At 72.9% G+C, this 19,760-nt stretch carries 17 protein-coding genes; 7 read left to right on the top strand and 10 right to left on the bottom strand.

Going from position 1 to position 19,760, the window contains the following annotated elements:
* Nucleotides 1-223 precede the first annotated feature (223 nt).
* Complete coding sequence (locus Mam01_RS01400; RefSeq protein ID WP_204283521.1) at nt 224-1,138, top strand: bifunctional helix-turn-helix transcriptional regulator/GNAT family N-acetyltransferase; 915 nt, start codon at nt 224-226, stop codon at nt 1,136-1,138.
* Between the two features lie 24 nt (nt 1,139-1,162).
* On the opposite strand, the gene Mam01_RS37190 is transcribed toward Mam01_RS01400, so the two are convergent.
* Nucleotides 1,163-2,404 carry an alkaline phosphatase PhoX gene (locus Mam01_RS37190; protein WP_275408880.1) on the bottom strand — a complete coding sequence of 414 codons (1,242 nt, stop codon included), beginning with the start codon at nt 2,402-2,404 and terminating at the stop codon, nt 1,163-1,165.
* Nucleotides 2,405-2,811: 407 nt separating this feature from the next.
* Here Mam01_RS37190 and Mam01_RS36230 point away from each other — a divergent pair, with 407 nt between their 5' ends.
* The 3 genes from Mam01_RS36230 (at nt 2,812) to mmuM (ending at nt 7,680) form a co-directional block, all read left to right on the top strand.
* The gene (locus Mam01_RS36230) at nt 2,812-3,666 is read left to right on the top strand and encodes a helix-turn-helix domain-containing protein (RefSeq protein WP_239100946.1); all 855 of its coding nucleotides are present in this window, start codon (nt 2,812-2,814) and stop codon (nt 3,664-3,666) included.
* Nucleotides 3,663-6,317, top strand: a complete 2,655-nt coding sequence (locus Mam01_RS01385) for a VIT domain-containing protein (RefSeq protein WP_239100945.1) — start codon at nt 3,663-3,665, stop codon at nt 6,315-6,317. The genes Mam01_RS36230 and Mam01_RS01385 overlap by 4 nt, the downstream gene beginning before the upstream one ends.
* A 508-nt stretch (nt 6,318-6,825) precedes the next feature.
* Nucleotides 6,826-7,680: a homocysteine S-methyltransferase gene (gene mmuM, locus Mam01_RS01380; RefSeq protein WP_204283520.1), complete on the top strand. Its 855-nt coding sequence runs from the start codon at nt 6,826-6,828 to the stop codon at nt 7,678-7,680.
* A gap of 135 nt (nt 7,681-7,815) precedes the next feature.
* Here the strand turns inward: mmuM and Mam01_RS01375 are convergent, their stop codons facing one another.
* Nucleotides 7,816-9,360, bottom strand: coding sequence for an MDR family MFS transporter (locus Mam01_RS01375; RefSeq protein ID WP_204283518.1), 1,545 nt, complete (start codon nt 9,358-9,360; stop codon nt 7,816-7,818).
* Between the two features lie 136 nt (nt 9,361-9,496).
* Nucleotides 9,497-10,195, bottom strand: coding sequence for a lysophospholipid acyltransferase family protein (locus Mam01_RS01370; protein ID WP_150932999.1), 699 nt, complete (start codon nt 10,193-10,195; stop codon nt 9,497-9,499).
* A gap of 116 nt (nt 10,196-10,311) precedes the next feature.
* Between Mam01_RS01370 and Mam01_RS01365 the strand changes: the two genes are divergently transcribed.
* Both Mam01_RS01365 and Mam01_RS01360 read left to right on the top strand, forming a co-directional pair.
* Nucleotides 10,312-11,076 (top strand): alpha/beta hydrolase, encoded by a 765-nt coding sequence (locus tag Mam01_RS01365; protein WP_204283517.1) that lies wholly within the window; start codon nt 10,312-10,314, stop codon nt 11,074-11,076.
* 12 nt (nt 11,077-11,088) lie between these two features.
* Nucleotides 11,089-11,622 carry a hypothetical protein gene (locus Mam01_RS01360; RefSeq protein WP_204283516.1) on the top strand — a complete coding sequence of 178 codons (534 nt, stop codon included), beginning with the start codon at nt 11,089-11,091 and terminating at the stop codon, nt 11,620-11,622.
* Nucleotides 11,623-11,646: 24 nt separating this feature from the next.
* Here Mam01_RS01360 and Mam01_RS01355 read toward each other — a convergent pair whose 3' ends face one another.
* From Mam01_RS01355 to Mam01_RS01325, 7 genes are all read right to left on the bottom strand, one after another.
* On the bottom strand, nt 11,647-12,873 hold the full coding sequence (locus Mam01_RS01355; RefSeq protein ID WP_204283515.1) for a hypothetical protein: 1,227 nt from the start codon (nt 12,871-12,873) through the stop codon (nt 11,647-11,649).
* A 59-nt stretch (nt 12,874-12,932) separates the two neighbouring features.
* Complete coding sequence (locus Mam01_RS01350) at nt 12,933-13,760, bottom strand: endonuclease/exonuclease/phosphatase family protein (RefSeq protein WP_204283514.1); 828 nt, start codon at nt 13,758-13,760, stop codon at nt 12,933-12,935.
* 4 nt (nt 13,761-13,764) lie between these two features.
* The gene (locus Mam01_RS01345) at nt 13,765-14,706 is read right to left on the bottom strand and encodes an ROK family glucokinase (RefSeq protein WP_150932995.1); all 942 of its coding nucleotides are present in this window, start codon (nt 14,704-14,706) and stop codon (nt 13,765-13,767) included.
* Between the two features lie 97 nt (nt 14,707-14,803).
* The gene (locus Mam01_RS01340) at nt 14,804-15,295 is read right to left on the bottom strand and encodes a DUF5304 family protein (RefSeq protein WP_204283513.1); all 492 of its coding nucleotides are present in this window, start codon (nt 15,293-15,295) and stop codon (nt 14,804-14,806) included.
* Nucleotides 15,292-16,452, bottom strand: a complete 1,161-nt coding sequence (locus Mam01_RS01335) for an ArsA family ATPase (protein ID WP_204283512.1) — start codon at nt 16,450-16,452, stop codon at nt 15,292-15,294. Before Mam01_RS01335 ends, Mam01_RS01340 begins: the two co-directional genes overlap by 4 nt.
* A complete protein-coding gene (locus tag Mam01_RS01330; protein ID WP_150932992.1) occupies nt 16,449-16,886 on the bottom strand; it encodes an SRPBCC family protein in 438 nt (145 codons plus the stop codon). Before Mam01_RS01330 ends, Mam01_RS01335 begins: the two co-directional genes overlap by 4 nt.
* Nucleotides 16,887-16,901: 15 nt before the next feature.
* Nucleotides 16,902-17,669, bottom strand: coding sequence for a metallophosphoesterase family protein (locus Mam01_RS01325; RefSeq protein WP_150932991.1), 768 nt, complete (start codon nt 17,667-17,669; stop codon nt 16,902-16,904).
* A 270-nt stretch (nt 17,670-17,939) separates the two neighbouring features.
* Between Mam01_RS01325 and Mam01_RS01320 the strand changes: the two genes are divergently transcribed.
* Nucleotides 17,940-19,730 carry an AMP-dependent synthetase/ligase gene (locus tag Mam01_RS01320; protein ID WP_204283511.1) on the top strand — a complete coding sequence of 597 codons (1,791 nt, stop codon included), beginning with the start codon at nt 17,940-17,942 and terminating at the stop codon, nt 19,728-19,730.
* Nucleotides 19,731-19,760: the final 30 nt, after the last annotated feature.

Genomic DNA, 19,760 nt, shown 5'->3' with positions numbered 1-19,760 from the left:
CGGCCGGGCCCGACGCAGACCCCGGTGCTCACCGCACCGCATTCTGCCCAAGCCTCGCGACAATGGTCTAGACCAACAAGAGAGGCTACGCCACCCGGCCGACCACGACCAAAACAGTCTCGCACGGCGAGACCGCACCCGCCGGGAGACCCGTCTTCCCAACCGTACGCGGCGGCTCTATCTTTGACTGAGTCAAGTATTTCCTTGAGACGGGCAACCAAAAATGGATATAGTGCCGCAAGTCCGTGCGTTCAACCGCTTCTACACCTCCGTCATCGGCGTGCTCGGCGCCGGGATGCACGACACCCCCTACTCGCTGACGGAGGCGCGGGTGCTGTTCGAACTGGGCACCCGGGAGCGGGCGGCCGACGCGGCGGACATCAGGGGCATGCTCGGCCTCGACGCCGGTTATCTCAGCCGGATCCTGTCGAGGTTCGAGACCGACGGGCTCGTCTCCCGCGAGAAGTCGCCGGAGGACGCCCGCCGCCAGGTCGTACGGCTCACCCCGAAGGGCCGGGAGACCTTCGCCATGATCGACCGGCGCTCGGCCGTCGAGATCGAGGCCCTGGTCGAGAAGCTCGCCGACCCCGAACGCCGCCGGCTCGTCTCCGCGATGGACACGGTCAGGCGCCTGCTGGAGCCGCCGGCCGCGACGCGCGAGCCGTACGTGATCCGGCCCCCGCGGCCGGGCGACCTCGGCTGGGTCGTGCAGCGGCACGGGGCCCTCTACAGCGAGGAGTACGGCTGGGGCGTGTCGTTCGAGGCGTACGTCGTCAGGATCCTCGCCGCCTACGTGGACGATCACGATCCCCGGCGGGAGGCGGGCTGGATCGCCGAGGTCGCGGGCGAGCCCGCGGGGTGCGTCTTCTGCGCGCGCGAGGACGAGACCACGGCGCGGCTGCGCCTGCTGCTGGTCGAGCCGTCCGCCCGGGGCATGGGGATCGGCGGACGGCTGGTCGAGGAGTGCCTGCGCTTCGCCGCCGCGGCCGGATACCAAAGGATCAACCTCCTGACCCGGGACGTGCTGGTCAGCGCCCGCCGGATCTACCAGGCGGCCGGGTTCACCCTGGCCGACAGCTATCCCGGCGAGGAGTCGGGCATCCCCATCACCGAGGAGATCTGGACCCGCGACCTCTGACTGAGCCGCCGGCCCCTGGCGGGCTCAGGCGCGTACGAGGTCCTCGAACGGCCCGGTGATCTCGACGGTCACCGGCACCGCGCCGGACCCCTCGGCGGGCGGGCGGCAGGAGAAGTAGAGCCTGTCGCCCGCCGGGGACATGGACGGACCCGTGACCGTCCAGCCGTCCGGCATCCGCAGGAACGGCACCACCCGGCCCTCCGCGACGAGGACGACCTCCTCGTCGTCGCCGCCTCCGGCCGTCGCGGAGCCCACGCCGCGCGGCTGAGTGGGGGTGCCGAGAGTGCCGGGCGTGGGAGAAGCGCCGGGGGCGTTCCCGGCACCGAGCGTGCTGAGACCGGCAGGAGTGCCAGGGGCGCCGGCGAGGTCAGGGGCGCCGGGGCCGCCAGGGGTGCTGGAGGTGCTGCGGGCGTGGAGAACATGAAGGCGCTCGGACCTGGCGTCGTAGGCCCATACGCGGCCGTCGCCCTCGCTGACGAACCGCAACACGCCGTCGTGGTAGTGGCAGGCACCGCCGCCCGCGAACCGCCGTGCTCCCTTCACCTGGTCACGTACGGGCGCGCGGGACGCGGCCGGGGACGGCACCGGCTCCCACTCCAGGGCCTCACCGGAAGCGCCGGTCATCACGTCGAGGACGCCGGTGGTGAGGTCGCCCCAGTCGTCGGGGCGGAACCGGTACAGGCACCCGTCCGGCTCCTCCTCGGTGAGGTAGACGAACCCCCGGTCGGGGTCGCAGACCATGCCCCCGTGGGTGAACAGGCCCATCGCGAGCCGGGGCATCGGAGCGCGCAGGCCGTACGGGTCGCATTCGAAGACCGTGCCGTGCGGCGTCCGCTCGCCCGACAGCCAGGTGCCCCACGGGGTCGCGGCGCCGGCCCCGTTCCGGTCCGCACCGGACAGCACCCGGTAGCCGTTGCGCAGGCTCCCGTCCGGCGCGAAGCGCAGTGCGGTGACACCGCCGAGCAGCGGCAGCGCGCAGTTGGACACGTAGATCCAGCCGTCGCCGTCCGGGAAACATCCGCCCCCGTCGGGCGCGGCGTGCCACACCACCCCACCGGTACGCTCCCCCGACGACGCCACGATCCGGCCGGTGAACCCCGGCGGCAGGCTACTCGACATGTGCCGCGTCAACAGGCCGGCCGCATCGATCCGCTCGGGAGGCTCGTTCTCGCCGGGCCCGTACGGCTCGCCTCCATGAGGGGACGCCGTACGCCAGAGCGATCCCGGCAACGCCGACACGGCCGCCGACAAGGAAGTACCCCGCACCGCTGACCCGCCTTCCCGACCTGCCCCTGGTCATGCCTTCGGTCATGCATCTGGTCTACTTCGGCCCGCCCTGACGGGCGGTGTCGCTTCACCTGCGGTCCGCGGGGACGGACGCACGCCTTCTCACGCTGCCCCGCCCGGGCGCCGCCCGGGGCCCCCTGAGCGGCTCGTGACCGTGCCGCCTGACGCCGCCCGCTTTCCCTACCCCGCCTGGATCGCATCCGACCGGGTCGTTCTCTCCCGGACGGCGGGTGCGCACACGTGGACGCCCAGTGGATCGGCAACGCGTGAACGACGAGGGAATGGACATCTCCCATCGAGGCGAACGCTCCGAGAACCCCTCTCGCCGCCACACGAAGCAGGGTGCGACATTGACAGTGTCATCGTGACAGTGTCATCGTGGAGGCATGAGCGGGACCTGGACGATCGTTGAGCTGGCGGAGCGGGCGGCGGACCTGCTCGGATCCGAGCCGCGCGTCAACGGACGGGTCCGCGAGGTGCCCAACGAACGGCTCATCCGCTGGTACACGACGATCGGCCTGATCGACCCGCCCGCCGCCCGGCGCGGCAGGCTCGCCCTCTACGACCACCGCCACCTGCTCCAGCTCGTGGCCGTCAAGCGCCGCCAGGCGGAGGGGCTGTCCATCGCCGCCATCCAGGCCGAACTGGCGGGCGCGACCGACGCCATGCTCCAGCGGATCGCCGGGCTCGCCGAGGTGCCCCAACCGCAGGCCGGCTCTGATCACACCCTCGCCGAACCGTCCGAACCGGGAACGACCGAACCGGGAGCGGCAGAGCCGGAGCGGTCCTCGGCCACCACGGTCCCCGACGTGGCACGGCCGACGGACCGGAAGCGGTTCTGGGCCCGGCCGGCCGGCTCCACCCACTTCGATCCGGCGGGCGCCGGTCCCGCGGACGCCGGACAAGGTGATCCCGTCCCGGCACCGCGTCCCGGCACCGCGCCCGGCTGGTCCGGCACGCCGGACCTCCACACCGTCACGACGACTGCCACCGGCGAACCATCGAGGGGCCTTCCGGGAGACGTCCTGTTCGGCGTCCGGCTCGCGCCCGGGGTGACGGTCCTGCTCGAATCGGCCCACCGGATGCCGGGCGGCGACGAGACGGCCACGCTGCGCCGGGCCGCCGCCCCGCTCCTCGCGGCGCTCGGCGCGCTCGGCCTGGCCGGGCCCTTCGAGGACGCCGAGACCACGACGACCTGGAATTCACCGGATTCCGACACACGCAAGGGGATGACTCCATGACCGTTCCCATCACACCTCTGCGGCCGGAGGAGTGCCGGCCGGTGCCGCACGCCGGGCTCGGCGCGCTCGAGACCGAGAAGGGCAACCTCCCTCTGGAGAGCGTGGACGTCACCGCCCGTCTCACCGGGCTGGTGGCCGGTGTCGAGGTCGTCCAGACCTTCCGCAACCCGTTCGACGTGTCGCTTGAGGCGACGTACGTCTTTCCGCTGCCGCCGCGAGCGGCGGTCACCGCCTTCCGCATGGAGGCGGACGACCAGGTGATCGACGGTGTGCTCAAGGAGCGCGGCCAGGCGCGGGCCGACTACGACCGCGCGCTCGCCGAGGGAAAGCGCGCGGCGATCGCCGAGGAGGACCGGCCCGACGTGTTCACGATCCGGGTCGGCAACATCGTCCCCCGGGAGCGCGTGGTCGTCCGGCTCACGATGAGCCAGCCGCTCCCCTACGAGGACGGCGCGGCCGAGTTCCGCTTCCCGCTGGTCGTGGCGCCGCGCTACATCCCGGGGGTTCCCCTGTCGGAGCCCGCCGCGGGCGACGGCGTGGCGCCCGACACCGACGCGGTGCCCGACGCCTCCCGCATCTCGCCGCCGGTCCTGCTGCCCGGGTTCCCGTCTCCGGTACGGCTGTCACTCACAACGACCATCGACTCCGCCGGGCTCGGCCTGCGGGAGGTCCGCTCCAGCCTGCACGAGGTCGAGCGGGAGGGCGACACGATCACACTGCGGCCCGGCGAACGGCTCGACCGCGACTTCATCCTGCGCCTGGCGTTCGACGCCTCCTCGTCCCTCGCCCTCGTCCCGGACACTCTGCCGGACGACGCACCGAGCGATGTGCCCGGCGAGCTGAGGGGCGGCGTACCGGAGCGCGTCCCCGGCGGACCCTCCCGCCAGGGGGCGCGGGCAGGCGAAGCGGTGCGCGAGGCAGCGGCGGCCGGAGGGGAAGCGGGCGGTGCCCCGGGAACCTCGGAGGGGACCTTCGTGCTCACCCTCCTTCCTCCGCCGGAGGGCTCGGCACGGTCCGCGCCCCGGGACGTCGTCCTGCTGCTCGACCGTTCGGGCAGCATGACCGGATGGAAGATGGTGGCGGCGCGCCGCGCCGCGGCCCGCATCGTCGACACGCTGACCCGGCACGACCGGTTCGCCGTGCTCTCGTTCGACTCCGTGGTCGAGCGCGCGTTCCCCGGGGGCATGGTGGAGGCGATCGACCGCAACCGGTACCGCGCCGTCGAGCATCTCGCCGGGCTCGGCGCCCGTGGCGGCACGGAGTTGCTCGCTCCTCTTGAGGAGGCCCTGCGCCTGCTGGCCGGGCGCGACGACGACCTTTCCGGCGAGCCCGCGCGTGATCGTGTGCTCGTGCTGGTCACCGACGGTCAGGTGGGCAACGAGGACGAGATCCTCGAACGCGTCGGCTCCCGGCTGGGCGGCGCCCGCGTCCACACCGTGGGCATCGACAGGGCGGTGAACGCGGGCTTCCTCGGACGGCTGGCCCTGCTCGGCTCCGGCCGCTGCGAACTGGTCGAGTCGGAGGACCGGCTCGACGAGGCGATGGAGCACATCCACCGGCGGATCGGCTCGCCACTGGTGACCGACGTCTCCGTGCGGGCCGACGGCGTCGACCTGGTGGCCGGCACCGTCACGCACGCCGGTTCCCTGTACGCGGGGGTCCCGCTGGTCGTGACCGGGCGTTACCGGGGCCGGCCGGCGGGGGCCCTCACCGTGCACGGCCGCACGACCGACGGACGTCCCTGGGAGGAGCGTGTCGAGGGCCGTCCCGCGCGGGACGGCGCGGCGCGGGCCGTGTGGGCGCGGGCGCATCTGCGCACGCTGGAAGACCGGTACGCAGTGGGTGACCGCTCCCTGGAGCAGCAGATCGTCGACCTCTCGCTCCGCTTCGGCGTGCTGTGCCGGTTCACCGCGTTCGTGGCCGTCGACACCCATGTGACCGCTGAGGGCGCTCCGGAGCACCGCGTCCTCCAGCCGGTCGAGCTGCCGAGCGGGTGGGAGATGCCGGCCGCGATGCCGATGATGGTGGCCGGTGCGCCGATGATGGCCACGATGGCCGCCGTCACAAGCAGCACGGCGGACGCGCCCATCGGGGCGGCTCCCGGCGCCCCCGGCGCTCCCCCGCCGAGCGCGCCCTTCGCCGCCGCGCCGCCCCCACCCCTCGCCCCCGCCCCGCCTCCGGTGCAGGGCGAACGGGGCGGGATGGGCGGTAAGGCGCGGCTGCCCCGGGGCCTGTCCGCCGGAGGCTTCCTGTCGCGCCGCGGCCCTGCACCCGCGGCGATGACGAACCTCGACGGCGTACGGCCCCTGCTGACCGAGGAACTCGCGCGACTGGGCCAGGCGGAGTCGCTGCCGGAGCGGGAGCGCCGGCGCTACCTGGCGGATCTCGCCAGCCGCCTGCGGGTCGTCGCCCAGATGGTGGGAGATCACCCTGATCTCCTCGCGCTGGCGGCCGACCTCGACAAAGCCGAGTGGGCCGACAGCTCGCTCGACGACCTCTGGCGGCGGACCGCCGATCTGCTGACCGCCCTGGTCGGCGGCCCCGGCAAGGGTGAGCACGGCAAGGGTGAGCACGGCACCGGTCACGGCGAGGGTAAGCACGGCGCCGCAGCGGAGAAGGGGGGCAGGCGCCCCTTCTGGAAGCGGTCCTGACGCCCTCTGGGTTCCCGGGGCTGTCACCACCGGCGATCCCGGGGCGCGCCGCCACCGGCGATCCCAAAGCGTCGCCACCGGCGATCCTGGGGTATGTCACCACCGGTGATCCCAAGGCGCGTCGCCACTGTGGCGATCCCGGGACGGACGGTCCCAGGACGGACGGTCCCAGGACGGACGACTCTGGCCGGGACACCGGCGGAAGCGCCGGGCCCGGCCACAGGGTTCGCTGTGAGCGAAGTCCTACGAAGGTTCGGGTAGACGGATGACGTCGGACGGCGGGGTGGGCACGGGACGCCGGGGCTCCCTCACCCCTCCCGTGTCGGGCCGATCGTCCCGTCCACCTGCGGGGACGCGAGACCGGCGGCGCAGCAACCGATTGACGAGCTCTTTAAGCCCCATACCTGGCGAACGTAGTAGATCCACGAGCGGTTCCGACAGAGAACCGGCGTCCGCTTCGGGCGAACCTCCTGACGGCTCGCAAATATGAAGCGCGTAGGGTGCCGACATGCATCCGATGGTCCTCGACGGCGGTCTCGCGACGCATCTGGAGTCCCTCGGCTGTGACCTGAGCGACGACCTGTGGTCGGCACGGCTCCTGGCCGACGATCCCGGCGTCATCCGCCGCGCGCATCTCGACTACTTCCGCGCCGGGGCCGACGTCGCCACGACGGCGAGCTACCAGGCCAGCGTCCCCGGGTTCGTACGGCACGGCCTGTCGCCGGGGGAGGCCCGCGACCTCATCCGGCTGTCGGTGACGCTGGCCCTGCAGGCGAGGGACGAGGCCGGGCACGGGCTGGTCGCGGCGAGCGTGGGCCCCTACGGCGCCTACCTCGCCAACGGCGCCGAATACACGGGCGACTACGACCTGGACGAGGACGGCCTGGCCGAGTGGCATCGCGAACGCTTCGGCATCCTCGCCGGCTCCGGGGCCGACCTGCTGGCCTGCGAGACGATTCCCTCACGGGCCGAGGCCCGCGCGCTGGCGCGGCTCCTGCGCGAGACGCCGTCCGTGCGTGCCTGGATCTCCTTCTCCTGCCGGGACGGCGAGCACATCAGCGACGGGACGCCCTTCGAGGAGTGCCTCGCGATCTTCGCCGGGCTCCCCCAGGTGGTCGCCGTCGGCGTGAACTGCACGGCGCCCCGGTTCGTGCCCGACCTCGTCAGGCGCGGGGCCGCCGTCGTCTATCCGAACTCGGGTGAGAAGTGGGACCCAGTGAACCGCCGCTGGCTCGGCCTCGCCGACCCCGTGGAGTTCGGCGAAGCGGCGGCCGGGTGGGTCTCGCTCGGCGCCAGATCAGTGGGCGGCTGCTGCCGCACCACTCCCGCCCACATCCGCGAGATCCGGTCCCGCCTCACCTGACGAGCCGCCGACGGACGATTCGCCCCGCCCGGCTCCAGGTCGGCCCGGACCCGAGCCCGCTCCGACCTCAGGCCGTCCTCAACCCCGACGCCGTCAGCCCGCTCCGGCCTCAGGCCGGCCTCAACTCCGGCACTGTCAGGCCGCTCCGGCCTGGGCCTGGCCCTCGCCGCCCCGGGACGCCAGCGGGATCTCCTTGAGGAACAGGGCCACGACCAGCGCAGCGACGACGAAGGGCAGGCTGGTGAGGAACACGTCGTCGATCGCGTTCGTGAACGCGACCAGCACGTGGTCCTTGACCGGCTGCGGCAGGTGCTGGATCGCCTGCACGTTGTCGGCGTTCACCTTCCCCGGAGGCATCCTGCCGCCGAACTCCGCGGCCAGGTGGTGGGCGAGCCGGCTGGTGAGGACCGCACCCATGATCGCCGTGCCGATGGCGGCGCCCATCATCCGGAAGAACGTCGCCGAACTGGTCGCCACGCCCATGTCGGCCCGCTCCACCGCGTTCTGGATCGCGGTGACGACCGTCTGCATGGTGAACCCGAGCCCGGCGCCGAAGAAGTAGGCGTAGATCGCCACCTGCCAGTACGGCGTGTCCACCCGGATCGTGGACAGCAGCCACAGGGCCACCAGGAGGACCGCCGCGCCGAGGATCGGGAAGATCTTGTAGCGGCCGGTGCGGCTCATCAGCTGGCCCGAGGTGATCGACGTGGAGAAGATGCCGACCACCGCGGGCAGCAGGGCCAGGCCCGACACGGTCGGCGACATGCCCTGCACCGCCTGCAGGTAGACCGGCAGGAAGATCATGCCGCCGAACATCGCGAGTCCCGCGAGGAAGTTGAAGCCGTTGCCCACGCTGAAGATCCCGTTGCGGAACAGGCGCATCGGCAGGATCGGCTCGGGCGCCCGCAGCTCCACCAGCACGAACAGGGCCGTGAACGCCACGAACGCGGCGAGCAGGGCCAGCGCGCCGGGAGCCGTCCAGCCGAGCTTGTTGCCCGCCCAGTCGAGGTAGAGCAGGAAACACGACACGGCGGCCACGATCAGCGTCGCGCCGAGGTAGTCGATTCGGTGGCTGCGGCGCACGGTGGGCATCTTCAGCGCCACCGAGGTCACGACGAGCGAGATCACCCCAATCGGCAGGTTGATCCAGAAGATCCACCGCCAGCCCGGGCCGTCGGTGAAGAACCCGCCGAGCAGCGGCCCGGCCACGCTGGAGGTGCCCCAGACGGCACCGAAGTATCCCTGGTAGCGCCCGCGTTCACGCGGCGGGATCACGTCGCCGATGATGCTGAAGGCCAGCGACATCAGCCCGCCGCCGCCGAGGCCCTGCAGCGCGCGGAACGCGATGAGCTGGCCGATGTCCTGGCTCAGCCCGGCCAGGACCGAGCCGAGCAGGAAGATGCCGATCGCGGTCTGGAAGATCACCCGCCTGCCGTACAGGTCGGAGATCTTGCCCCACAGCGGGGTCGCCGCGGTCGAGGTGAGCAGGTAGGCCGTGACCACCCAGGAGAGCTTGTCGAGGCCGCCGAGCTCGCTGACGATGCGCGGCAGGGCCGTGCCGACGATGCTCTGGTCGAGCGCGGCCAGCAGCATCCCGGCGGCGACCCCGGACAGGACGATCAGGATCTGGCGGTGGGGCAGGTATCCCGGCGCGGCCTGCTGCTCCTCGCGGACGCTCATGCCGCGCGCCTCCGTGACACGGCGGGCGACGTCGACGTGCGGCACCTGTGTGCTGGCTCGGGCATGCGCCTTCCGATCTGAACGTGGATCACGTGCGCGGCGGACATCGCCACGTTACCCGTCCAGTCCGGAAGTATTAGGAATTCTCGCGGGCCGCCCGGGTCATTTCCGTCTTGGCCGCCGCCGCGTACTTGTCGACGTACTCCTGGCCCGACAGCTCCATCAGCGCGTACATGATCTCGTCGGTGACGGCGCGGAGCACCAGGCGGTCGTTCTCCATGCCGTAGTAGCGGGAGAAGTCGAGCGGCTTGCCGTACCGGACACCGGGACGGATGCCGAACCTGGGCACGGGCCGGCCGGGGGGCATCATCTCGAACGTGTTGACCATGGCCCACGGGATCACCGGCGCCCGGGACTCCAGCGCGAGCCGCGCCACGCCCGTCTTCCCCTTGTAGAGGCGGCCGTCGGGCGACCGGGTGCCCTCGGGGTAGATGCCGAGGACCTTGCCCTCCTTGAGGATGCGCAGGCCGGTGCGCAGCGCCGCCTCGCTCGCCTTGCCGCCCGAGCGGTCGATCGGCACGGTGCCGACGGCCGAGAAGAAGGCGCGGCTCACGAGGCCCTTGATCCCGCTGCCGGTGAAGTACTCCGCCTTGCCGAGGGAGATGACCTTGCGGGGCAGGAACCCGGCGCCGAAGAAGTGGTCGGCGAACGACAGGTGGTTGCCGGCCAGGATGACCGGGCCCTCCTTCGGGACGTTCTCCACGCCCTCCGCCCAGGGGCGGAACACGAAGTGGAGGAGCGGCCAGAGGATGGCCTTCACCACCCAGTACAACACGCGGACTCCCTCGGCTCAGATGTGAAGTCATCTTCGCACGCCCAGCCCTCTCGCACTAACGCTGACCAACGTGCGAGTATCGGGCGGAACACGCCGCCGTCCGACGGAGGTCTCCCATGCCAGTGCTGCCCGGTGCGGAGCCGTACCACCACGACGGCGGCGAGATCGGCGTCCTGCTCTGCCACGGGTTCACCGGCTCGCCGCAGTCCCTCCGGCCGTGGGGCGAGCACCTGGCCCGGGCCGGGCTGACGGTCTCGCTGCCGCGCCTGCCCGGCCACGGCACGAGCTGGCAGGAGATGAGCCGCACGCGCTGGGAGGACTGGTACGCCGAGCTGGGCAAGGCGTTCGCCGACCTGCGCGGCCGGTGCTCGGAGGTGTTCGTGGCGGGGCTGTCCCTCGGCGGCTGCATGGCCCTGCGCCTGGCCGAGGTCCACGGCGACGCCGTACGCGGGGTCGTGGTGGTCAACCCCTCCGTGGTCGGCGACGCGCCGCTGCTGCGGTTCGCCCCGGCGCTGAAGTACGTGGTGCCCTCGGTCCCCGGCGTGGCGGGCGACATCAAGAAGGAGGGCATGACGGAGCTCGGCTACGCGCGCACCCCGGTGCGTGCCGCGGCCACGCTCCCCCGGCTGTGGAAGCTGGTCCAGCGGGACATCGGCGAGGTGACGCAGCCGCTGCTGGTGTTCCACAGCAGGGACGACCACGTGGTGAAGCCGGCGAGCGTGGCGTTCCTCCGGGCGAGGCTGGGGGACAATCTGGAGGTCAGGGAGCTGACGGACAGCTATCACGTCGCCACCCTGGACAACGACGCGCCCGCGATCTTCGAGGGGAGCCTGGAGTTCATCCGCTCCCACGCCTCGGTACCCTTGACGAAGGACCTGTGACCAGGGATCGACGTGACACCGCAAAGTGACGAGGACGAGGTCTGGCGCCAGATCGTCGCCTCGTTCAATGAAAAAGCCGAGGACGCCTCGGCCGATCAGCCATGGCCTGATCGCGAGAACGTGACCGAGGAGCCCCGCCCCGGCGCCGCCAACGGCTCCGCCGGTGCCCATGACGGCGCCGACGACGACCGCGACGGCGCCCGGGACACCGCCCGGGACACCGCCCGGGACGACGACGCCGGCGAGGGCCCGGACGAGGCGGACGGCCGGACGGCCCCCGTCGCGGTGAGCGAGGACGACGACCACTACGTCCCGCCGCCCCCGCCGCCGCTCCCCCAGGCCGACGCGATCACGCGGGCGTCGTGGCTCGCGCTGTTCGGCGGCCCCGCCTATCTGCTGCTGGCCGCCCTGCTCGACTGGCCCAGGGACGGCTGGATCGTGTTCGCCGCCGTGGCGGCCTTCATCGCCGGGTTCGTGGTCCTCGTCGTGCGGATGGGCGACGGCCCGCCCACCGACTCCGGCTGGGACGACGGCGCGGTCGTCTGACCCCTGCCCCTGCCACGTCGCGCCCTACCGGGCGGCGAGTGCGTGCGGCGGGCCGAACCGCTCGACGAGGTCGGTGTAGCGCTCCTTGCCGTCCGTGCCGTCCAGCATGTGGCCGACGGCCATGGTCAGCTCGCCGACGTGGGTGACCGCCTGCAACCGCACCTTGCGGTCCGCGCCGGACGTCTGGCCGCGCAGCCTGGTCCAGCGCTCCCCGTCGTAGCGGAGCAGGAACCCCTCCGCCGGGCGGGCGGGGTCGTAGCCGGAGATCCAGAACACGCCCTCGCCGTCGCCGGTCACGCCGTACAGCTCGGCGTGCCGCTCCGGCGGCTTCGCCCGCTTCCAGCGCCTGCCGTCCCAGTCGAGGACCAGCGGGGAGATCTTCCCGTCCCGGTAGACGCCGCCGATCGCGACCGCCCGCTTGCGGCTCTCCGCGTAGACGTCCCGCAGGAAGCCGCCCTTGATTCGCGGCAGGTCGGCCCGCTTCCATCCGCCGCCGGCCAGGCGCATCGCCAGGGGGCCGTCGCCCGAGTCGCCCACCGCCCAGCCGTCCGATTTGCCCGCCAGGGCCACGCCGTACAGGGCTCCGCCGGGCCCCTGACCGGTCTTCCAGACGGTCCCCTTGCCGGCGCCGCCGCTGCTCAGCAGGAACACCTGGCCGTCGCGGCTGCCGACGGCGGCCACCCGGCCGGAGGACGCGGCGATCCCGCCGAGCCAGTCACCCGTGCGCAGCCGCGGCACGCTGACCCGGTCGAAGCCGTCGATCGACCCCTTCGCGAGGTACGGCAGGCCGTCGTGCCCGTCGCCCACCGCCCAGACCTCCCCCGCGGAGGCGGCGGCGACCGACCGCAGGTGCCCGGCGCCCGTGGCGTCGCCCCTGATCGGCACCTCACCCCAGGAGGAGCCGTCCCAGTGGGTGATGACTCCCCGGTTGCGCCAGAAGTCCCAGGCCTCCTGCTGGCCCACCGCCCAGACGTCCTCGGCCGAGAGGCCGGCGACGTCGGACAGCGAGGCGTCGGTCCTGAGATGCCCCGTGGGGAGCCCGGGGCCCTGGGCGACCTCGTCTCCCGACGGGCCTCGCTCCGGCCGGGCGGGGCCGGTCCCTGTCTGTGCGTGCCCTGCCTGTTCGGGGCCTGTCTGTTCGGGGCCTGTCTGCGCGTGCGCGACCGATGTGGCGCACGGGAGGAGGCCGGCCAGCAGACCGGCGGACAGCACACACAACGGCACCGCACGCCGGATGCGGCGTCGGGTCATGGCAACGATCGTAAGGGGAACGGCGCCCTCTCCGTCGCACAGGTCGCGAATCCGGGCCCTCAGCGACGCCCCATGTGATGCCCCACGTGATGCCCGGACGCGATCTCGGCGACGACCGGCCGGTGGTCACTGGCGGCGGTCAGGTCACCGGGAGGCACGTCTGCCCCTCCGCACGAGAGGACGGTCAGGCCCGGCCCCGCGAAGATCGCGTCGATGCGCACCCGTGGGCCGCGGGCCGGGAACGTCGCGCCGCGCCCGCCTTCCCCGGCGCCCTCAGCCGCGCCGGCGGCCGTACGGGAACCTCCGGCGTCAGGCGCGGCGGCGAAGCAGTCGGCGTACCGTGCCCCGAGGAGGCGCCAGACCGGGGCGCCGGGAGGCTCGTTGAGGTCGCCCGCCAGCACGGGCGCGGCCCCGAACTCCCGGGCGGCGCCCTCCAGGATCGGCACGATCTCGGCGGCGTGGCTCAGCCGCGCCCCGGCCAGGAGGTCGAGGTGGGCCGAGCACACGGCGTACCTGTCCCGGCCCTTCTCCACGACCGCCACGGCGACCGCGCGCCGTTCGAGACCGGTGAACCACCGCAGGCGCCGCCCCTCGCCCCGCAGCAGCCGTACGGCCGGGGAGGTGAGGACGGCGGTCCCGTTCAGCCGGCCTCCGGCGGCCACCGACAGCCCGGCGGCGCGGGCGAGGGCGGTCAGGGAGACCGGGACGGCGCGGCTGAATACGGGCCGCCCGTGCCGCCGCACCGGCAGGCGCGGCACCTCCTGCAGGCACAGCACGTCCGGCCGGAGGGCCCTGATCACCCGGGCCAGCGCCCTCCGGTCGTCCTTCAGCCCGCGGACGTTGTAGGTCGCGACTCGCAGCACGCTCCCGGCCGCGTCCTCCGGCACGTCCTCAGCGGAGCCTGGCGAGGTCACCGGCCCCCACCAGGCCGGCGGACGGGCCCATCTCGGCCACCCGGATGTCGGCGAGCGGACGGTGGCCCCGGCCGGTCAGCCGCGCGGCGAACTCGTCGCGGACCCGGCCGGCAAACAGGTCGGCGGCGCCGGAGACGCCCCCGCCGAGGATGAAGCACCCGGGGTCGAGGATCGCGGCCAGGTCCGCGAGGCCCTGCGCGAGCCAGTCGGCGAGCGACTCGAACGCGTCCAGCGCCGCGCGGTCGCCCAGTCGTGCCGCCTCGGTCACGTGCTCGCCCCGGATGCCCTCGACCGAGCCGCCGAGCCGCAGCAGGTGGGTGGCGGCGGCGGGGTCGGCCTCCGCGTTCGCCTTGGCGTCCGCCAGCAGCGAGCTGCCGCTGGCGTACCGCTCCCAGCATCCGTCGTTGCCGCAGCCGCAGGGGCGTCCGCCGGGCACCGTCTGCATGTGGCCGAGCTCGGCGCCCATCCCCCACCGGCCGCGGTAGAGGTCGCCGCCGAGCACGATGCCCCCGCCGATGCCCGTGCCCACGGTCACGCACACGACGTGGCTCTCGCCCCGGCCCGCGCCGAAGCGGTATTCGCCCCAGGCCATGGCGTTCGCGTCGTTCTCCACGACGACCGGCAGGCCGACCAGCTCGCCGACCTTCTTGCGCAGCGGCTCCTCCCGCCAGGCCAGGTTGGGGGCGAACCGGATCACCGACCGGGTCTCGTCGACGAACCCCGCCGCGCCGATGCCCACCGCCTCGACCTCGTGCCGCGCCGCGAGCTCGTTCACCACATCGGCGATCGTGAGCGCCATCTTCTCGGGGTCGCCCGCGGGGCTGTGCCGCAGGCCGCGTTCCAGGATGCCGCCGTTCTCGTCCACGACCCCGAACGCGATCTTGGTGCCGCCGACGTCCACGCCGATGGTCAGCGCCATGCTGTCGTCCTTCCGCCCGATCCGCTACGCCGCGCTGATTGAAGCCGATCGCGCAGGGTTGTGGCAATTCCGCCGACGCGTCCCGTTAACAGCCCTGTCACGCCAGATCGATGTGCTCCACCGCGGACTCGCCGGACCGCCGCTCCCCGTCAGGCCGTGACTGGGACGATGACTGGGACGGCGACGGGGGACGCTGCAGGGCGTCGACCGCCTCCCGGAACGCCGCGAAAAGTTCACCGCCGGCCGCGATCAGGTGGCCCGTGACGTCCCCGCCGGCCTCCCGGCGCGCGGCGATCACCCGGCACACCGGGCAGGCACGGCAGACGTACTCGTCGTGGTCCTCCGACACGGCCTCGCTCCACACGTCGCCGGACCGGCCCGCCCCGCCGCCCGCGCCGCCGAAGGCAGACCCGATGCCGCTCGCGCCGCCGAACGCGGACCCGATGCCGCTCACGCCGCCCTTCACCAGGCCCTTGCCGAACTCGCGGCCCATCCGCCGCTGCACGGCGTCAAGCAGCTTCATCGCCTCTTCCGCCGCGGACCCGACCGGGTCCTGACGGCGGGCGGTGCTGTCGTTCGAATCCGTCATCTCGCCCCTCCTGCCTCGAACCGTACCCGGAGCCGGCCGTCCCGGAGCGCGGCCGAGGAGATCTCCCGTCTGGCCAGGGCCGCGGGCAGGGCGATGACGCGCCGGTGCGAACCGGCGGTGACGATGAGCTCGTCGCCCTTGCGGGCGAGGTCGAGGTCGTCGCGGTCGGCGAGCGGCAGGCGGAGCGACAGCTCGTCGCCGGAGATCCGCAGCGGGGGCTCCACGTCCGGGCGCGCGAACGGGTCGCGGTCCCGGTAGAGCTCCTCGCCGACCCGCGCGAGCGCGTCGGTGCCGACGGGCTCGCCCGGAAGATAGGGAACGGTCAGGACGGGCAGCGGCGCGAACGACTCGTGCACGCCGGCGAGCTGCCTGGCCTGGGCCTCCACCCACCGGCGCCGCCACTCGTCGGCGCCCTCGGCCGGGAAGACCCGGTTGGCGATCACCGCGTCGACGCGGTAGCCGTACAGGCTGAGGGAGGTGAGCGTGCGGCGGGCCTCGGCGACGACCACGGCCTCGGGCGTGAGGACGAGCCGCACGGACGCGTCGTCGCCGGCGAGCAGCGCCCGCACCTCCAGCAGGCCCCGGTGCAGCCGCTCGCCCGCCGAGATGACCTCGCCCTGGGGCACGCTCACCTTCGCGACGTGCCGGATGACCGGCGACAGCGCCCCGAGCAGCCGCCGGCCCGCCGGGAGCAGCCGGTTGACGTGCCAGTCGAGCGCCTCGGGCAGGGCGAGCAGGCGCAGCGTCTCGGCCGTCGGCGCGCAGTCGACGACGATCACGTCCCACCGTCCGGAGCGGGCCTGCTCGCGCAGTTCGAGCAGCGCGATGACCTCCTCGGCGCCGGGCAGGACCGTGATCTCCTCGGAGGTGACCTCGTCGAGGCCGAGCTCCGCCAGCACCTCCCGGGCGTAGTCGCGTAACCCGCCCCAGTGCCGCTCCAGCGACCTCTGGGTGTCCACCTGCTGCAGGTGCAGGCCGGGCGCGGCCTCGACCGGGGCGTCCGAGGGCGGCACGCCCAGCGCGTCGGCGAGCGAGTGCGCGGTGTCGGTGGAGACCACCAGCGTCTTGAGCCCGCGACCGGCGGCGAGCGTGGCGGTCGCGGCGGCCACGGTGGTCTTGCCGACCCCGCCCTTCCCCGTGAAGAGGAGGACCCTCATCGGCCCTCGACGCGCCGCTTGAGCCCCTTCAGCGCGGTGTCGACGATGACCTTCTCGGCCTTGCGCTTGATCATGCCGATCATGGGGACCTTCAGGTCCACGGCGAGGTCGTAGGTGACCTCGGTGCCGCCGCCGTTCCCGGTCAGGCGGTAGCTGCCGGTCAGGCCCGAGACCATCCGGCCGGCGTCGACGATCCGCCAGCTCACGCCCGCGTCGTCGTCCCAGTCGTAGCCGAGGACGTACTCGTCGCTGATCACACCCGCGTCGAGAACGAAACGGACCCGGGTGGCACGGCCGTCCTCGTCCGTCTCCAGCACCTCCGCCGCCTTCACCTGGCCCGCCCACTGCGGGTACGCGGGGAAGTCGGCGATGACGGCCATGATTGTCGACCGGCCGGCGCCGATCGTGATGCTCGACGAAGTGCGATCAGCCATGTGGCCAACCGTACTTCACCATTCCAAGGCGAACGGCGTGCCGCGGCCGCGGAAGTGGCCGACGTTGACGCACTCCGTACGGCCGACCCGGGCGCGCCCGGCGAGCGGCTGGTGCACGTGGCCGAACAGCGCGAACCGCGGCTGCGTCCTCCTGATCGCCTCCAGCGTGGCCTCGCTCCCCCGTTCGAACCGCCGGGCGACCACGTCGTAGAGCAGCTCGGGGATGGCCGGCGGGATGTGGCAGCACAGCACGTCCACCTCGCCGACGGCCTCGACCTTGCGCGCGAACTCCTCGTCGTCGATCTCGTTCGGCGTGCGGTACCGCGTGCGCAGGCCGCCGCCGACGAACCCGAACCGCAGCCCGCCGATCTCCACGACCTCCCCGTCCAGGACCCGCTGCCCCGGGCGCAGGTGGTCGGTCCCCAGGCGCGGCAGGTCCACGTTGCCGTACGTGAGGTAGGCCGGCGTCGGCATGGCCGAGAAGATCCGCTCGTACTGGCGGCGGGCCGCCGTCTCGATGTGCTCGCGCGGGTCGCCGCCGAGGGCCGCCCACAGCCCGGCCGACATCGCCCGCGCCTCGTCGAAGCGCCCCGCCGTGCGCAGCCCGACGTACTCGGTCGCCTTCTCCGCGCCGAACAGCTCGGGGAAGATGCCCTGGGAGTGGTCGGCGTAGTCCACGAAGAGGAGCAGGTCGCCGAGGCAGACGAGCGCGTCGGCCCCGTCGCCCGCGCGGGCGAGCGCGTCGGCCCGGCCGTGGACGTCGCTGACGACGTGGATTCGCATGACGAGATGATAACGGCGGCTTTACCGGACACCGCTCGAGTCACGGAAAGGTGTCCGGCCCGCCGCGCCGGGGAAGGTGTCAGGGACCCTGATAGCGTCGTTTTCGATCCGGATGACGCTTCGGACGACGCCCCGGATAACGCCTGGGTGACGGATCTACCCCTGCGTAACTTCGGACGGTAGCGTCCAGTGAGACCCAAAGAGTGATGGTCCGCACGCGGTCCCGGCGCTGTCCGGCGAGGCCGCGGGGCCGTGCGCGAAGGAGTGACCGTGCGCGAGTTCAGCGTTCCCGTGCTGGTGGACGTGCCTCCGTCCGCGAACTGCGCCGACGTGGTGTTCCAGCGCGGCGTGGACGAGCCGGACGCCGTCGTGGTCCGCCGCAAGGACGAGGGGGCGGCGGCGGGCGCGCCGTGGACGCCGGTGACCGCCGCGGAGTTCAGGAACCAGGTCGCGGCCGTCGCGAAGGGCCTGATCGCCGCCGGGATCGAGCCCGGCGACCGCGTCGCGCTGATGTCGCGCACCCGCTACGAGTGGACGGTCGCCGACTACGCGATCTGGGCGGCCGGCGCGGTCGGGGTGCCCGTCTACGAGACCTCCTCCGCCGACCAGGTGAAGTGGATCCTGACCGACAGCGGGGCGAAGGCCGCGATCGTGGAGACGGCCGCGCACGAGGAGACCGTACGCGAGGCCGTGCCCGGGCTGCCGTCGCTGTGGCGGATCGACGGCGGCGGGTTCGCCGAGCTGGAGCGGCTCGGGGCCGAGGTGGGCGACGACGCGCTGGCCGAGCGCAGGGCGAGCCGGGGCGGCCGCGACCTCGCCACGATCATCTACACCTCCGGCACGACCGGCATGCCCAAGGGCTGCCGCCTCACCCACGACAACCTGCTCTTCACCGCGCGCAACGTCTCGCAGGGGCCGCTGGAGGCTCTGTTCGAGGTGCGGGGACGGGCGGCCCTGCTGTTCCTGCCGCTGGCGCACAGCTTCGCCCGGCTGATCCAGATCGTCCTGATCGAGACCCACACCGTGCTCGCGCACAGCCCGAACATGAAGAACGTCGCCCCCGACCTGCGGGAGTTCAAGCCGACGTTCCTGCTCGGCGTGCCGCGGGTGTTCGAGAAGGTCTACAACGCCGCCGAGCAGAAGGCCACCGACGAGGGCAAGGGCAAGATCTTCCACGCCGCCGTACGGGCCGCCGTGGAGTGGAGCAGGGCGGAGAGCTCCGGCGGGGCCGGCCTCGGCGTGCGGCTGAAGCACGCGGTCTTCGACCGGCTCGTGTACGGCAAGCTGCGGGCGGCGACGGGCGGCGCGCTGACGGCGGCGGTCTCCGGCGGGTCGGCCCTCGGCGAGCGGCTCGGCCACTTCTTCCGCGGCGTGGGCATCGAGGTGTTCGAGGGCTGGGGGCTCACCGAGACCAGCGCGCCCTCGACGGTCAACATCCCGGGCGCCAACAAGATCGGCACGGTCGGCAAGCCGTTCCCCGGGGTGAGCATCCGCATCGCCGACGACGGCGAGGTCCTGGTGAAGGGCCGCCATGTCTTCGACGGCTACTGGAACAACGAGCGGGCCACGAAGGAGGCCGTCGACCCCGAGGGCTGGTTCCACACCGGGGACATCGGCAGCCTCGACGACGACGGCTACCTGCGCATCACCGGGCGCAAGAAGGAGATCCTGGTCACGGCGGGCGGCAAGAACGTGGCGCCCGCGCCGCTGGAGGACGCCATCCGGGCGCACCGCCTCGTCAGCCAGGTCATGGTGGTCGGCGACGACAAGCCGTTCATCGGGGCGCTGGTGACGCTCGACCCCGAGGCGCTGGAGCAGTGGAAGCAGGCCAACGGGAAGAGTGAGGTCGGGGCGACGGACCCGGAGATCCTCGCCGAGGTGCAGCAGGCCGTGGACGGCGCCAACCGGCTGGTCTCCAAGGCCGAGCAGATCAAGAAGTTCGTGATCCTCGAAACCGACCTCACCGAGGAGAGCGGCCACCTGACGCCGTCGCTGAAGGTCAAGCGCAACCTCGTCATGCGCGACTTCGCCAAGCAGATCGACGAGCTCTACACCCACTGAGCCCAACCATTGGTCCTTCGTTAGGTGTCG

Source organism: Microbispora amethystogenes (genome assembly GCF_016863015.1).
Classification (GTDB): Bacteria; Actinomycetota; Actinomycetes; order Streptosporangiales; family Streptosporangiaceae; genus Microbispora; species Microbispora amethystogenes.
Note: the sequence above shows the minus strand (reverse complement) of the source record. Positions and strands in the feature narration are given on the sequence as shown.